The following is a 15,623-nucleotide window of genomic DNA, read 5'->3' as shown; positions in this document are numbered from 1 at the left end:
ATGATATAATGATTTGATGGAGAGGAGGGAACTTCTTATGGAAACTATTAAAGATTATTTGGAAAAACTTGGAATAGACAATACTATTTTAAACAAACAATTAGCAGATGTAGATGTAACAAAAATAATATACTTTAAGGAAGAAAGAATAATATATATATATTTATCTTCAAAAAATATAATAAGCTACATATATACAGACATGCTAAGGGAAGAAATTAAGAAAAAACTTGATTACTTTAGTGATGTAAAAGTTAAAGTAAGATATATTAAATTAGAAAAACAAAAAACAAAAGATATTATAAAAAAATATTGGTCAAATATATTACACATATTAATTAATTTATGTCCATCGCTAAGTGGATGGGTGAAAAAAGTTGAGTATATGTGTATAGATGACACCTTAAAAATAAAGTTACCATCAGATTTGTTTTATAGAAGACTTATAAATCAAAATGCTATACAGGTTTTAAAAAATGTATTGGCAGAGGAAGCTGGAATCGAAATAGACATAGTTTTTGAAAAATCTGTCAACAGAGGTCCTGATGTAGAAAAGCTAATTATGAAAAATGATAATTTAGTTGAACAAATGGTAAAAGAAAGAATAGCGGAATCGTTAGAATTAGAAGATGAAAATGAAGTTGAAAGTAATGAAGATATAGGAGCTTTATCAAAAGAAGAATATATTTATGGAGAAAATGTAAATGCTCCAGTTGAAAAAATAAATAGATTAAATCCTAACTCAGGAACTATGTGTATAATAGGTGAAGTTTTTGATGTTGAATTAAAAGAGCTGAGAAATGGTAAAGTTCTTTTAATAGCAGCAGTGACAGATTATACAAGTTCAATAAGCTGTAAACTGTTTTTAAATGATATGAATAAAGATAAAGTTATAGATTCAGTAACTAAAGGTGCATACCTAAAAATAAAAGGTGATGCACTTTATGATAACTATCAGAGAGAACTAACTATGACTATAAGTGGTATAAAACAAGAAGTTAAAGAAGAGCGTATAGATAAGTCAGATGTTAAAAGAGTTGAGCTTCATGCCCATACTCAAATGTCATCAATGGATGCTATATGCTCAACTAAAAAATTAGTTGAGAGAGCTGCAAAATGGGGACATCCAGCAATAGCTATAACAGACCATGGAGTGGTACAAGCATTCCCAGAGGCTATGGATGCTGCTAAGAAACATGGCATAAAAGCTATTTATGGTGTTGAGGGATACTTAGCAGAAGATGAAGTTCCTATAATAAAAGACCCAAATGATAAAGAATTATCTCAAAGTTTTGTAGTATTTGATATAGAAACTACAGGATTTTCTAATACAAATGATAAGATAACTGAAATTGGTGCAGTTAAAATAGAAAATTTTAAAGTTGTAGATAGATTTAGTGAGTTAATAAATCCTGAAACAGATATATCTTATAAAATACAGGAATTAACAGGAATTACTAATGATTTAGTAGCTGATAAACCGACTATAGAGGCTATACTACCTAAGTTTTTAGAATTTGTAGGTGATGATGTTTTAGTTGCGCATAATGCAGATTTTGATATGGGATTTATATCTCAAAAAAGTAGAGAACAAGGTCTAGAGTTTAAAAATAAGAGTATAGACACTTTAACTTTAGCTAGGGTTTTATTACCACAATTAAAAAGACATAGGTTGAACCTTATTGCTAAAGCATTAGGAATACCTCTTTTAAATCACCATAGAGCAGTAGACGACGCAGAGGCAACCGCTCATATATTTATAAAGTTTTTAGAGATGCTTAAAAAAGAAGGTGTTGAAAAGTTAAGTGATGTAAATGAAAAGCTTGGAGGCCTTGACTATACAAAAATTGCAACAAATCATATAACTTTGCTTGCTAAAAATTATACTGGATTAAAAAACTTATATAAGATTGTATCAGATGCACATGTAAATCACTTTTACAGAGCTCCTAGGATACTAAGAAGTGTATTAGAAAAGCATAAAGAAGGCTTGATAATAGGGTCTGCCTGTGAAGCAGGACAAGTATTCGCAGCTGTTAAGAAAAATTTACCAGACGAAGAAATAGAAAAGATAATAGATTTATATGACTATATAGAAGTTATGCCAATTGATAACAATAGATTCATGATTGAAAAAGGTGAAGTTAAAGATGAAGAAGAATTAAGGGATTTAAATAGAAAACTAATAAATGTAGCTAAGAAATTTAATAAAGTACCAGTAGCTACAGGAGATGTACATTTTTTAGATAAGCATGAGGCTGTTCTAAGAAAAGTTTTAAAAAATTCTCAAGGATTTAAGGTAGATGAAGAAGAGACATATCTTCATTTTAGAACGACAGATGAGATGTTAGAAGAATTTAGCTATTTAGATCCAGTAGAAGCATACGAAGTAGTTGTAGCAAATACTAATAAAATAGCAGATATGATTGAAGATATAAAACCGATTCCCGATGATACATACCCACCTGTAATAGAAGGGTCTGATGTAGAACTTAGGGAAATGTGCTATGAAAAGGCAAAAAGGATTTATGGAGATCCTATGCCAGAAGTAGTTAAAGCAAGATTGGATAGAGAATTAAACTCTATAATTGGAAATGGATATGCAGTTATGTACATCATTTCTCAAAAACTTGTTACTAAGTCATTAAGAGATGGATACCTAGTGGGATCGAGGGGATCTGTTGGGTCATCTTTTGCGGCTACTATGAGTGATATAACCGAAGTTAATCCGTTGCCTGCTCACTATATATGCGAAAATGAAGAATGTAAATACTCTTATTTTTATGAAATAGGAGAATGGGGATCAGGAGCAGACTTACCAGATAAAGATTGTCCAAAATGTGGAAGACGCCTAAAAAAAGATGGTCATGATATACCATTTGAAGTTTTCTTAGGATTTGAAGGAGATAAAGAACCGGATATAGATCTAAACTTCTCGGGGGATTATCAGCCAATAATTCATAAATACACAGAGGAGCTATTTGGTGAAGGCTATGTTTACAGAGCTGGAACGATAGGTACAGTAGCAGAAAAAACAGCATTTGGATATGCTAAAAAATATATAGAAGAAAACAATATAAACACTACTTCAGCAGAAGCTTTAAGATTAGCAAATGGATGTACAGGAGTAAAAAGAACATCAGGACAACATCCTGGTGGAGTTATGGTTGTTCCTCATTATAAAGATGTGTATGATTTTACGCCTATACAATACCCTGCAAATGATACTTCGTGTGGAGTAATAACTACTCACTTTGACTATCACTCTATAAGTGGTAGAATACTTAAATTAGACATACTAGGGCACGATGTGCCGACCATAATAAGAATGCTTGAAGATATAACTGGTATAGATGCTACAACAATACCATTAGATGATAAAGAGACTATGTCATTATTTACATCAACAGATGCACTAGGAGTTACACCAGAAGAAATAAATTGTCCAATAGGTTCACTAGCAATACCTGAGTTTGGAACTAAGTTCGTTAGACAAATGCTACTTGATACTAAGCCAACTACATTTGCAGAGCTTGTTCGTATATCTGGCCTTTCTCATGGTACTGACGTTTGGTTAAATAATGCTCAAGAGCTAGTTCAAAAGGAAATAGTAGGTCTTAAGGATGTTATATCTACTCGTGACGATATAATGAACTACCTTATATTTAAAGGATTACCACCTAAAATGGCCTTCACAATAATGGAAAGTGTTAGAAAAGGTAGGGGATTAAAACCTGAACATATAGAAGAAATGGAAAAGAATGATGTTCCAGAATGGTATATATGGTCATGCCAACAAATTAAATACATGTTCCCTAAAGCACATGCTGTTGCATACGTAATGATGTCATTTAGACTTGCGTATTGCAAGGTTCATTACCCAGAAGCTTTTTATGCAACTTATTTTACAACTAAGGCAGAAGATTTTGATGCAGATTTAATTGTAAAAGGATTAGGGGCTATAAAATCAAAAATAAGAGAAATTGAAGAGTTAGGAAATGAAGCCACTACTAAAGAAAAAAATATGTTGACGGTTTTAGAAGTTGCTCTTGAAATGTATGCTAGAGGTATAAAGATAATTCCGGTTGATATATACAAATCAGATGCGAAAAACTTCCAGGTTGTAGGCGAGAAGACTTTACTGCCACCTATGATAGCTCTACAAGGTGTAGGCGAGAATGCAGCAATAAATATCCAAAATGAAAGGGATAATGGAGAATTTATATCTAAAGAAGATCTTAGAAAGAGAACTAAAATTTCAAAAACTGTAATTGAAACTTTAACGAATCATGGATCTTTAGAAAATATGAGTGATAAGAATCAATTATCATTATTCTAATAAATAGGATTATAACTTATAGAAACTTGAGAGTTATAATCCTATTTGTACATATTAGGACTTTAAGTATATAATTAAAATGAATATAAAAAAGGGGGAATTATTATGGATATAAACTTAATCTCGTTGATTATAGGGATTTGTGATGTTTTAATAATTTTAATTTGCTTAAAAATATCGAAAAAAATATTTCCAGGGAAAAATAAGGAATTTAATGAAAGTAAAAGTAGGTTTTTACTAAAAAAAAATATGGTTAGTTGTATATGCATGATTTTAGGATTTGTTTTAGTAAAAAGTGTTATAATATCAAATTGGATTTTATATTTACATATAGTTCCATCAAAAAATATTTTTAATACATATATGCAAAATGCTACTATCATAAATACGATAGTAATTAGTATTCAAGTTATTATAATAGGACCTATAATTGAAGAATTAATCTTTAGAAAAATTTTACTTGGAAAGTTATTAGAAAAATTTAGCAATAAACCTATAAAAGCTATAGTATATTCAGCTTTGATATTTGGAATTGTTCACTTAAATATTATACAAGGTGTAGCTGCATTTGGAGGCGGAATAATATTAGGTTTAATTTATTATTACACTAAGTCTATTAAAACAACTATATTTGCCCATATATTAAATAATTTTTTAATTATAATACCAAATCCAATAGGGTTATGGATGAATGTAATATATTTAATAGTAGGATTTTATCTAATTAAAAAAGGAAATGATAAACTGAAATTATGTACATATTAAGTGTCGAAAAAAATCGAAGGAAAAAGTGAAAAAATTAATAAAAAAGGTTAACAAAATTAAAAAAACATAATATAATAATACTGTAAGAAATGAGGCGACATAGCCAAGTGGTAAGGCAGTGGACTGCAACTCCTTGATCCCCAGTTCGAATCTGGGTGTCGCCTCCAAAATAAAATGGGAATATAGCTCAGTTGGTAGAGCAATTGACTGTTAATCAATGGGTCACAGGTTCGAGTCCTGTTATTCCCGCCAATATGCTAGTGTGGCTCAACGGTAGAGCAGCTGACTTGTAATCAGCAGGTTGTAGGTTCGATTCCTATCACTAGCTCCAATTAATAGACAAGCTAATAATAGCTTGTTTTTTAATTTTTTGGAATTAAAAGATAGAAAAGAATTTAATTTTAATATATACTAAGTATTAGTACCAAGTGATAAAAATGGGAGGAATTAATGAAAAAGTCAGTTTTAGCAGTGTTTTTAATCAGTTTAGTTTTATTAATAGGATCTTGCGTAGTAGGGTATTTAGTGTATGATGGATCTGTTGGATCAAGTCAAAAAATAAAAAATGAAGATATAGTAGAAGTTTTTTCACATAGAGAAGGTAAGCCTTTAGATAAGTTAAAAAAATATAAGTATGAAGATGTTTTTATAAACTCACCTGAAAATGGATATAAAATAGAAGGAAAGTTTATAAAGTCTAATGTAAATACTGATAAAAGCATAATATTAGTTCATGGAATTGAAAGTAATTATTATGAATATCTAGAAAAAGCATATGAATATTTAGAATATGGGTATAATGTAATGCTATATAACCAAAGGCATACAGGACATACTGGTGGAAATGATTATACATTTGGACTTTATGAAAGATATGATTTAGAAAATGTAGCAAGGTTTGTGAAACAAAAATATCCAAATGGTCTATTAGGGGCTCATGGACATTCAATGGGTGCTGCAACTGTTGTTATGCATTCAGAAATTAATGAAAAAAATAAGTATGTAGATTTTTATATAGCAGATTCTCCTTATCATGAGATGCAAGATGCTATAAGGTTAGGAATAGAAGATAAAAATATACCACTATTACCTGTTGTGTATGCTAAATTTATGGGAAATATATATACAAAAGTTAAATCTGGATTTAGCTATGAAGATGTAAAGCCATATAAAGCGGTTCAGCATATTACAACTCCTATGTTTTTAATACATGGGAAAGAGGATAAGGTATGTTCTCCAAATAGTAGCAAAATAATTTATGATAATATACCTCATAACAAGAAAGAGTTATGGCTAATAGATGGAGTTCAACATGTTAATGGATATGATATATTAGGAAAAGAATATTTTGATAGGATATATAAATTTATTAATAATAAAGTTCAAAAAAACTAAATTTAAAACTATAAAAAATAGGATAAAACATTGAATAATACTAGAAAATTTGCAAATAAAAACAATGTATGGTATTATAGTATATAAAATAGTATAAAATGTAAAAACTAAGAGTGAGACGGAAAGTTCTCACTCTTTTATTTATAGTACTTATAGGCTATAAAATAACAACTGAATAGGAGGTAAGTCGAATGAAAAAAAGTACAGAAGCAATGATAGAAGAATTAGTACTTCCAATAACTAATGAACATAACATCGAACTTGTTGATGTTGAATATGTTAAAGAAGCGGGCGAATATTACTTAAGAATATTTATAGATAAAGATGGGGGGGTATCTTTAAACGACTGTGAAGTTGTAACTAGAGCTATAAACCCTATATTAGATGAAAAAGATCCAATAAAAGAAAACTACTTCTTAGAAGTATCTTCACCAGGACTTGATAGACCATTAAAAAAAGAAAAGGACTTCGTCAGATATGCTGGTAGAGATGTAGAGGTTAAATTATATAAACCTACAAATGGATTAAAACATTTTGAAGCTGAATTAGTTGAACTAGCTGAAAATAAAGTCGTTAAATTAATAGTAGACGGTGAAGAGATGGAATTTGATAAAAAAGATATAGCACTTATAAGACTTGCTGTAAAATTCTAATTAAAACTTAATATCGAAAAATAGGAGGATAAAAAAATGAACCACGAGTTTGTAGAAGCATTAGATGAATTAGAAAAAGATAGAGGAATAGATAAAGAAATACTTATAGATACTATAGAACAAGCACTATTAACAGCTTATAAAAAGAACTTTGGATCAGCTCAAAATGTTAGAGTATATTTTGATAGAGAAAAAGGAGATGTAAAAGTTTACTCTCAAAGAGTAGTTGTTGACTCAGAAGATATATATGATACTTTCTTAGAAATTGAAATAGATGAGGCTAGACAAATAAGTCCTAACTATGAAATTGGTGATATAATAGAAAATGAGATAACTACTACAGAATTCGGAAGAATAGCAGCTCAAACTGCAAAGCAAGTAGTTGTTCAAAGAATAAGAGAAGCTGAAAGAGATATCGTGTATAATGAGTTTATAGACAAACAAGATGAAATAGTTACTGGAGAGGTTGCTAGAGTAAATAAAAACATAGTGCATGTGAATCTTGGAAGAATAGAAGCTATAATGACTCAAGCAGAGCAAATACCAGGAGAACATTATCAAGCAGGACAAAAAATAAAGGTTTATATATTAGAAGTGAAGAAAACTAATAAGGGACCTCAAATCAGTGTTTCAAGAAGTCACCCAGGTTTAGTTAAGAGACTATTTGAAATGGAAGTTCCAGAAATATTTGAAGGAACTGTTCAAGTTAAAAGCATTGCAAGAGAAGCTGGATCTAGAACTAAGATGGCAGTTAGCTCAGTAGATGAAAATATAGATCCAATAGGAGCATGTGTTGGACCAAAAGGATCAAGAGTTAAAAATATAGTTGATGAACTAGGTGACGAAAAAATAGATATAATCAAGTACAGTGAAAACCCAGTTGAATTTATATCAGCAGCTCTAAGCCCATCAAAAGTTATGTCTGTAGATGTAAATGAAGAAGAGAAGAGTGCTTTAGTTATAGTTCCGGATTATCAATTATCACTAGCTATAGGTAAAGAAGGTCAAAATGCTAGACTTGCAGCTAAGCTAACTAACTGGAAAATCGATATAAAAAGCGAAACTCAAGCAGCTAAAGAAGCAGCAAATCAAGATGAACTAGATGCTTAGATATAAGGAGTGATACATTTGCAAAAGGTAAAAAAAGTTCCTCAAAGAAAGTGTATAGCTTGTCAAGATAGAGACAATAAAAAAGAGTTAATAAGAATTGTTAAGAACAAAGAAGGACAGATATTTTTAGATAAAACAGGAAAAGCAAACGGTAGAGGTGCATATATTTGTAACTGTAGCGAATGTTTAAAAAAGGCTATTAAAAGCAATGCCCTAAGTAGAGCTTTTAAAATGGAAATTCCTGAAGAAGTATATGAATCACTAATTAAGGAGATTGAAGATGATGAATAATAATGAAGCAAAAATTTATTCTTTTCTAGGTCTCGCACAGCGTGCAGGTAAATTAGTATCCGGTGATGATTCAACTATGCTTGACATTAAAAAAAATAGGGTGAAATTAGTTATAGTAGCAGATGATGCTTCGAATAACACGAAAAAGTTATTTAAAGATAAAACATCTTTTAGAAATATAAACTGTGTTACATATTCAACTAAATTGCAATTAGGATTAGCTATTGGAAAAGCGCCTAGAGCAGTTGTTGGAATTAAGGACGCAAGTTTTGCAAATAAGGTTTTAGAACTTATTGAAAATACAAAAATATAATAGGGGGTGGTCTTGTGTCAACAAGAGTATACCAATTAGCAGAAAATTTAGGAATGACTAGTGAAGAACTTATAGCTAAACTAGGAGAATTAGATATAAACGTAAATGATAAGAATGATGAATTAAGTCAAGATGATGCAGAAATGGCTATGGAATTATTAAATGAAGAGGTTAAAGGAAGTGGACTTCCAACAGTATCAGTGGAAGGTAGCTTAACTGTTCAAGAATTAGCAAATAGTTTAGAAAAACCAGCTACAGAAATAATAATGAAGCTTATGAAAATGGGAACTATGGCAACAATAAACCAAGAGTTAAATTTTGAAATAGCTTCTTTAGTAGCTAAAGATTATGGATTTGAATTAGTAGAAAAGGATACATCAGAACAAGAAGCAGCAGAAATAGATGCATTAATGGAAATAGAAGAAGATAAAGAAGAAGATTTAGTAAAAAGATCTCCTATAGTTACAGTTATGGGACATGTTGACCATGGTAAAACATCTTTATTAGATGCTATAAGATCAACAAGTGTAACAAACAAAGAAGCAGGTGGAATAACTCAACATATAGGGGCATCTGAAGTTAATATAAATGGAGAAAAAATAGTATTCTTAGATACACCAGGACATGAGGCTTTCACATCTATGAGAGCTAGAGGAGCACAAGTAACAGATATGGCTATATTAGTTGTTGCAGCAGATGATGGTATAATGCCTCAAACAATAGAAGCTATAAACCATGCTAAAGCAGCAGAAGTACCAATAATAGTTGCTATAAACAAAATAGATAAACCAGATGCTAATACAGATAGAGTTAAACAAGAATTAGCAGATCAAGGTCTATTAGTTGAAGACTGGGGTGGGGATGTTATATCAGTTCCTGTATCAGCTAGACAACAAACTAATATAGACACATTACTTGAAATGATATTACTAGTTGCAGAGATGGAAGAATTAAAAGCTAATCCAAATAAAAGAGCAGTAGGAACAGTTATAGAAGCTCAACTTGATAAAGGAAGAGGACCTGTTGCAACTGTACTTGTTCAAGGAGGAACTTTAAAAGTTGGAGATCCTATAGTTGCAGGTACTGCTTGTGGAAAAGTTAGAGCGATGATAAACGATAAAGGTAGAAGAGTTAAAGTTGCTGGACCAGCTACTGCAGTTGAAATATTAGGATTATCAGAAGTTCCTCAAGGTGGAGATCAATTCGTTGCAGTTGCTACTGAAAAAATAGCAAGAAATGTAGCTGAAAAGAGACAACATATAGCAAGAGAAGAAATGCTAAAATCTAATCAAAGAATAAGTCTTGATGAATTCTTTAGCCAAATGTCAGATGCTGAAGTTAAAGAGTTAAACGTAGTTGTTAAAGCTGACGTTCAAGGGTCTGTTCAAGCTGTTAAGCAATCATTAGAAAAATTATCTACAGAAGAAGTTGCTGTTAGAGTTATACACTGTGGTGTTGGAGCAATAACTGAGTCTGATGTTATGCTAGCTAGAGCATCTAATGCTATAATAATAGGATTTAGCGTAAGACCAGTAGCTACAGCTGAAGTAATGGCTAAAAAAGAAGAAGTAGATATAAGAACATACACAATAATATACAAGGCTATAGAAGACGTACAAGCTGCTATGACAGGTATGTTAGATCCTGAGTATGTAGATGAAGAAACAGGTAAAGCAGAAGTAAGAAATACATTTAAAATATCTGGAGTTGGTACAGTAGCAGGATCTTATGTATTAAGCGGTAAGATATTTAGAAATGGTAAAGTGAGAATTGTTAGAGATGGAATAATAATCCATGAAGGTGAAATAGCAGCATTAAAGAGATTTAAAGATGATGCAAAAGAAGTAAATCATGGATATGAGTGTGGTATAACATTTACTAACTTCAATGATATAAAAGAAGGCGACATAGTAGAAGCTTATATAACTAAAGAAGTAGAAAGAAAACTAAAATAGTAAGTAAAAGAGGTCGATATTATGGCATCATATAGCAGAACGCAAAGAATAGGCGAAGAAATAAGAAAAGTTATAAGTACAATGCTTATAAGCGGAATAAAAGACTATAGAATAAATTCTCTTATAAGTGTTACAGATGTTGAGGTAACTAGTGACTTAAGTTATGCCTATGTATATGTAAGTATACTAGGTGGAAATAAAGAATCAAGCATGGCAGGGCTAAAGAGTGCTTGTGGATATATAAGAAAAGAAGTAGGAAAAAATGTAAAACTTAGACATACTCCAGAAATTATCTTTAAGATTGATGATTCTATTGAAAAGGGAATGTATATGGAAAATCTTATAAAGAAAGTAAATGAAGATAACAGCAAAAATAAAAAAGATTTTTCAGATGATTCTCAAGGAGAGTAATTAATGAAAAAAAATGTGAAAAATATTATAAATGCTATACAAGAGGGTAACAATTTTATTGTTACCTCTCATTATAGCCCAGATGGGGACAACATAGGATCAACATTATCTATGTACTACGTTTTAAAAAAATTAGGAAAAAATGTATTATATGTACTTGATGATAGTATACCTGTTAATTTAAGATTTTTAGTTGGAAATGTAAACATACTAAAATCAGAAGAAACAGATGTTAATTTAAGTGATTATACTTTAATATCTCTTGATTGTGGAGACATTAATAGAATTTGTGTAAGTGACAAAATAAAAACATCTGTTAATAAATTAATATGCATAGATCATCATGCAAGTAATGATAATTTCGGAGATTTAAATTATATAAATCCAAATGAATCATCTACATGTGAATTAGTCTATAATTTACTTAAAGAGTATTCTGATACTATTAATGATCAATTGATAGATGAGAATATAGCTACATATCTGTATACAGGACTTTTAACTGATACAGGTAATTTTTCTTACTCAAATACTAATCCAAGTAGTTATCTAATGGCATATGATCTAGTTACTATAGGAGCTAAAAAGGATCTTATAATTCAAAAAATATTCCAAAGTAATCCATATAATTATTATAAATTACTAGGAGAAGCATTGGATACATTAGATATTGTAGATGGTAAAATAGCTAGTATGATGCTAACTACAGATATGCTAAATAGAAATGATATTTCATTTAATGATGCAGATGGAGTTACATCATATACTAGAGATATAGATGGAGTAGAAGTAGGGCTTTTATTCAAAGAAAAAGCAGAGAATGAAATTAAAGTAAGTTTTAGATCTAAAAACTACGTGAATGTTAGTTTGATTGCACAGAAATTTGGAGGAGGAGGCCACGTTAGAGCCTCAGGATGTACTATAAAAGACAATATAGAAAATGCAAAAAAAATGGTGATTGACGAAGTCTTAAAACATATTTAAGGATGATTGATATGAACAAAATAGTAAATATACTAAAACCTACGGGAATGACATCTCATGACGTCGTAGGTAGGGTTAGAAAAATATTAAATATAAAAAAAGTTGGTCACACAGGTACCCTTGATCCAGATGCATCAGGGGTACTACCTATATGTATAGGAAAAGCTACAAAGGTTAGTGAACTTATTCTTAATAAGGATAAGTCATACATCTGTGAACTGACTTTAGGAATAACTACAGATACTTATGATTCATCAGGTGAAATTGTAGAAAGATCTGAAGTTAAAGATATAAATATTGAAAAACTTGAAAAAGCATTTGATACTCAAAGGGGAGAAATTAAACAACTTCCTCCTATGTATTCTGCTTTAAAAGTAAATGGAAAAAGAATGTGTGATTTAGTTAGAGCTGGAAGAGCTGAAGAGATTACTCTTAAATATAGAGACGTTAACATAAAGGAGCTTAATATATTATCATTTAGAGATAATAAAGTTATGTTTTATGTTAAATGTTCTAAAGGAACTTATGTAAGAAGTATATGCTACGATATAGGGAAAGAGTTAGGTTGTGGTGGTCATATGTCATTTTTACTTAGAACTTCATCAGGAAAATTTAATATAGACAATGCTATAACTTTAGAACAATTAGAAGAACTTCATAAAGAAAATATATTAGAAGAGCATTTATATGATATAGATTATGTTCTATCAAACTTTAGTAGTATACATATAAATCCGCTTGCAGTTAAGTCATATGTAAATGGAGCTATAGTTTACAATAAAGGTTTTTTAAAAGGTGATTTTAAAGAAACGGATGAATTTGTAAGAGTATATAGTGAAGGAAAGTTTTTAGGAGTAGGTAAATTCTTAAAAGTTGATGGGACATTATGCTTAAAAAGTGATAAACTATTTATATAGAATATAAGTAGTGGGGAATTTATTATGACTATTATAAAATCATTAGATGAAGTAATAAATGTTGAAAATACTGTTGTGACTATTGGGAATTTTGATGGTATTCATAAAGGCCATATAAAGCTTATTAAAGAAGCTGTAAAAGAAGCAAAGATGAAGAATTATAAAAGTGTAGTATTTACATTTGAAAATCACCCTATGAGGTATTTTAGAGCTGATTCTATAAAGCATATTATTACAAATGAAGAAAAAATTAAGATATTTAAAGGTCTAGGGGTGGACATAGTTTTTATGATTCCATTTGATGAATATATGACAAAAATATCTGCAACTGATTTTGTAAAGACTATTCTACATGAAAAACTAAAATGTAAAATGGTTATAGTTGGACATGATTTCACTTTTGCAAGAAATAAAGAAGGAAATGCCAGCTTGCTTGAAAGCCTTGGAGAAAATTATAATATGAAGGTTAAAGTAATAGAACCGATAAAAATAAAAGGTAGAAGAGTCAGTAGTAGCTACATAAGAAATCTTATAAATGATGGTAATGTCAGTGAAATTAAAGATTTTTTAGGGAGAAATTATTTTTTAGAAGGCGAAGTTATACATGCCAGAAAAATTGGAAGAACAATTGGATTTCCAACTGCTAACCTGAAGGCTGAAGATAAGTTGATTGTACCTAAAAATGGCATATATGCAGTGAAAGTATATATTAAAAATAAGGTTTACTATGGAGCGACGAACATAGGGTATAATCCAACTGTAAATGGAAAATCATTATCCATAGAAACAAATATAATTGACTTTGATGAAGAAATATATGGGGAGATAATAAAAGTTGAATTTTTGGATAGGATACGAGATGAAAAAAAGTTTAACTCTTTAGATGAATTGAAATCCCAATTGAGAAAAGATGTGAATTTTGTATGCAAAAAGTATGTTTACAAATAGATATGCTTTATGGTAAAATAAAGTTCGTGAACCATTACTCAGCATTCGAATACTCCAATCAATGCTTAGTAATTGGGGATTAAAAAAATAATGGAGGTATTAACAAATGAACAAAACTGAAATAATAAAAGAATTCGGAAGAACTGAAGGAGATACTGGTTCTCCAGAAGTACAAATAGCTTTATTAACAGCTAGAATAAATGAATTAAACGGTCACTTAAAGACTCATAAAAAAGACCACCACTCAAGAAGAGGTCTTTTAAAGATGGTTGGTAAGAGAAGAAACTTATTAGCTTACTTAAAAGAGAAAGACTTAGAAGGATACAGAGCTTTAATAGCTAAATTAGGATTAAGAAAATAATTAGATTATTTAGATAAAGAAAGAAGGTTAAAGCCTTCTTTTTTTGTTTAGGTACTTTAATAAAGTTAAGTTTCAAATATAGACAAAAAAATTACAAATTGTCTAAAATTAGTTTAAAATATATAAAGGAATAGTATAATTTATATAGAAATTTTTCTTTTAGGAGGGGATTTACTATGAAAATAAAATTAATATGCGATAGTTTATGTGATATTCCTATGGAGTTAGCAGAAAAATATGAAATAGAAATAATTCCATTAACTATAATTATAGAAGACAATGAATTTAAAGATGGTATAGATATGACAAATGAAGAGTTTTATAATACTATGAGAAAAATACATACCGTACCAAAAACATCTCAAGCGACATATATGCAATTTAAAGAGGTATTTGATAAATATAAGGATGAATATTCAATAATTTGTATAAATGGATCATCAAAATCTTCTGGAACGTATCAAAGTGCCATGATGGCTAAAAATGATACAGAAGGAGAAATACATATATTTGACACATTAAATCTATCCCTAGGAAGCGGACAGTTTGTTATAAAGGCTTGTGAGCTTATAGATCAAAATATGGATGCTAAGAGCATAATAAATGAATTAGAGGCATTAAGAGAAAGTGTGAACCTATTTTTTGTGCCGGATAGCTTAGAATATCTAAAAAGAAGTGGAAGAGTTTCTGTAACTACAGCTGCAATAGGTAACATGTTAAGTCTTAAACCTGTATTTTCAATGAAAGATGGAAATATAGCGTTAGTTACAAAGGTAAGAGGAAAAAAGCATGTAGTACATACACTAATAGACTTATTAAAATCTCAATATGACAATTTTGAAGATAAAAATGTAATGATCGGGTGCGGAGCTAATGTAGGGGACTTTGAAGTGCTACAAAAAGAAGTAGAAGAAAGTTTAAAAGTTAAAAAACTTTACTTTACTAGAGGAGGAGCTTGTATTTGCTCACATACAGGACCGGATATAATTGCTATTAGTTGTTCAAATTAAATGTATTAAATTTTAGATAATAAGCAAATAATAGATAAAAATAGATATTTGCTAATTACGTTTTGTATCTCTAAATTATATCGATGAAAGCTAGTAATTTACTTTTATGTTGTTAAATTATAGTATTTTTGATAAGATAGTACATAGGATACTAAACGCGGTTTTTAATAA

The 15,623-nt window shown here is 29.9% G+C and carries 14 protein-coding genes and 3 tRNA genes; all 17 read left to right on the top strand.

Annotation, left to right across the window (positions count from 1 at the left end; genetic code table 11):
* Positions 1–37: 37 nt before the first annotated feature.
* Positions 38–4,339, top strand: a complete 4,302-nt coding sequence (locus VN21_RS02525; protein WP_046821894.1) for a PolC-type DNA polymerase III — start codon at positions 38–40, stop codon at positions 4,337–4,339.
* Positions 4,340–4,444: 105 nt separating this feature from the next.
* A complete protein-coding gene (locus VN21_RS02520) occupies positions 4,445–5,104 on the top strand; it encodes a CPBP family intramembrane glutamic endopeptidase (protein ID WP_052951958.1) in 660 nt (219 codons plus the stop codon).
* A gap of 93 nt (positions 5,105–5,197) precedes the next feature.
* Positions 5,198–5,271 (top strand) — tRNA-Cys (locus tag VN21_RS02515).
* Positions 5,272–5,280: 9 nt separating this feature from the next.
* Positions 5,281–5,356 (top strand) — tRNA-Asn (locus tag VN21_RS02510).
* Between the two features lie 4 nt (positions 5,357–5,360).
* Positions 5,361–5,435: transfer RNA gene (locus VN21_RS02505), tRNA-Thr, on the top strand.
* 119 nt (positions 5,436–5,554) lie between these two features.
* A complete protein-coding gene (locus VN21_RS02500; protein WP_046821893.1) occupies positions 5,555–6,499 on the top strand; it encodes an alpha/beta hydrolase in 945 nt (314 codons plus the stop codon).
* 191 nt (positions 6,500–6,690) lie between these two features.
* Entirely contained in the window at positions 6,691–7,152 is a 462-nt protein-coding gene (locus VN21_RS02495; protein ID WP_046821892.1) for a ribosome maturation factor RimP, read from the top strand.
* Between the two features lie 36 nt (positions 7,153–7,188).
* On the top strand, positions 7,189–8,262 hold the full coding sequence (gene nusA / locus VN21_RS02490) for a transcription termination factor NusA (protein WP_046821891.1): 1,074 nt from the start codon (positions 7,189–7,191) through the stop codon (positions 8,260–8,262).
* A gap of 18 nt (positions 8,263–8,280) precedes the next feature.
* A complete protein-coding gene (gene rnpM / locus VN21_RS02485) occupies positions 8,281–8,553 on the top strand; it encodes an RNase P modulator RnpM (RefSeq protein ID WP_046821890.1) in 273 nt (90 codons plus the stop codon).
* The gene (locus VN21_RS02480; RefSeq protein ID WP_152650756.1) at positions 8,546–8,866 is read left to right on the top strand and encodes a L7Ae/L30e/S12e/Gadd45 family ribosomal protein; all 321 of its coding nucleotides are present in this window, start codon (positions 8,546–8,548) and stop codon (positions 8,864–8,866) included. The genes rnpM and VN21_RS02480 overlap by 8 nt, the downstream gene beginning before the upstream one ends.
* 14 nt (positions 8,867–8,880) lie before the next feature.
* Positions 8,881–10,821, top strand: a complete 1,941-nt coding sequence (gene infB, locus VN21_RS02475; protein ID WP_084821904.1) for a translation initiation factor IF-2 — start codon at positions 8,881–8,883, stop codon at positions 10,819–10,821.
* Positions 10,822–10,842: 21 nt separating this feature from the next.
* The gene (gene rbfA / locus VN21_RS02470; RefSeq protein WP_046821888.1) at positions 10,843–11,232 is read left to right on the top strand and encodes a 30S ribosome-binding factor RbfA; all 390 of its coding nucleotides are present in this window, start codon (positions 10,843–10,845) and stop codon (positions 11,230–11,232) included.
* Between the two features lie 3 nt (positions 11,233–11,235).
* Entirely contained in the window at positions 11,236–12,216 is a 981-nt protein-coding gene (locus VN21_RS02465; protein WP_046821887.1) for a DHH family phosphoesterase, read from the top strand.
* Between the two features lie 11 nt (positions 12,217–12,227).
* Positions 12,228–13,133, top strand: a complete 906-nt coding sequence (truB, locus tag VN21_RS02460; protein ID WP_046821886.1) for a tRNA pseudouridine(55) synthase TruB — start codon at positions 12,228–12,230, stop codon at positions 13,131–13,133.
* 24 nt (positions 13,134–13,157) lie between these two features.
* Positions 13,158–14,081, top strand: coding sequence for a bifunctional riboflavin kinase/FAD synthetase (locus tag VN21_RS02455; protein ID WP_046821885.1), 924 nt, complete (start codon positions 13,158–13,160; stop codon positions 14,079–14,081).
* Between the two features lie 106 nt (positions 14,082–14,187).
* Complete coding sequence (rpsO, locus tag VN21_RS02450; protein WP_021428907.1) at positions 14,188–14,442, top strand: 30S ribosomal protein S15; 255 nt, start codon at positions 14,188–14,190, stop codon at positions 14,440–14,442.
* 176 nt (positions 14,443–14,618) lie between these two features.
* A complete protein-coding gene (locus VN21_RS02445) occupies positions 14,619–15,452 on the top strand; it encodes a DegV family protein (RefSeq protein WP_046821884.1) in 834 nt (277 codons plus the stop codon).
* Positions 15,453–15,623: the final 171 nt, after the last annotated feature.

The sequence above is a fragment of the Paraclostridium benzoelyticum genome (assembly GCF_001006285.1).
In the GTDB taxonomy this organism is placed as follows: Bacteria; Bacillota; Clostridia; order Peptostreptococcales; family Peptostreptococcaceae; genus Paraclostridium; species Paraclostridium benzoelyticum.
This window is presented reverse-complemented; position numbering and strand designations above follow the sequence as displayed.

Coding starts and splice junctions, on each gene's coding strand:
- VN21_RS02525 (WP_046821894.1), top strand. CDS start 38: ATGGAAACTATTAAAGATTATTTGGAAAAACTTGGAATAGACAATACT.
- VN21_RS02520 (WP_052951958.1), top strand. CDS start 4,445: ATGGATATAAACTTAATCTCGTTGATTATAGGGATTTGTGATGTTTTA.
- VN21_RS02500 (WP_046821893.1), top strand. CDS start 5,555: ATGAAAAAGTCAGTTTTAGCAGTGTTTTTAATCAGTTTAGTTTTATTA.
- VN21_RS02495 (WP_046821892.1), top strand. CDS start 6,691: ATGAAAAAAAGTACAGAAGCAATGATAGAAGAATTAGTACTTCCAATA.
- nusA (WP_046821891.1), top strand. CDS start 7,189: ATGAACCACGAGTTTGTAGAAGCATTAGATGAATTAGAAAAAGATAGA.
- VN21_RS02480 (WP_152650756.1), top strand. CDS start 8,546: ATGAATAATAATGAAGCAAAAATTTATTCTTTTCTAGGTCTCGCACAG.
- rbfA (WP_046821888.1), top strand. CDS start 10,843: ATGGCATCATATAGCAGAACGCAAAGAATAGGCGAAGAAATAAGAAAA.
- VN21_RS02465 (WP_046821887.1), top strand. CDS start 11,236: ATGAAAAAAAATGTGAAAAATATTATAAATGCTATACAAGAGGGTAAC.
- truB (WP_046821886.1), top strand. CDS start 12,228: ATGAACAAAATAGTAAATATACTAAAACCTACGGGAATGACATCTCAT.
- VN21_RS02455 (WP_046821885.1), top strand. CDS start 13,158: ATGACTATTATAAAATCATTAGATGAAGTAATAAATGTTGAAAATACT.
- rpsO (WP_021428907.1), top strand. CDS start 14,188: ATGAACAAAACTGAAATAATAAAAGAATTCGGAAGAACTGAAGGAGAT.
- VN21_RS02445 (WP_046821884.1), top strand. CDS start 14,619: ATGAAAATAAAATTAATATGCGATAGTTTATGTGATATTCCTATGGAG.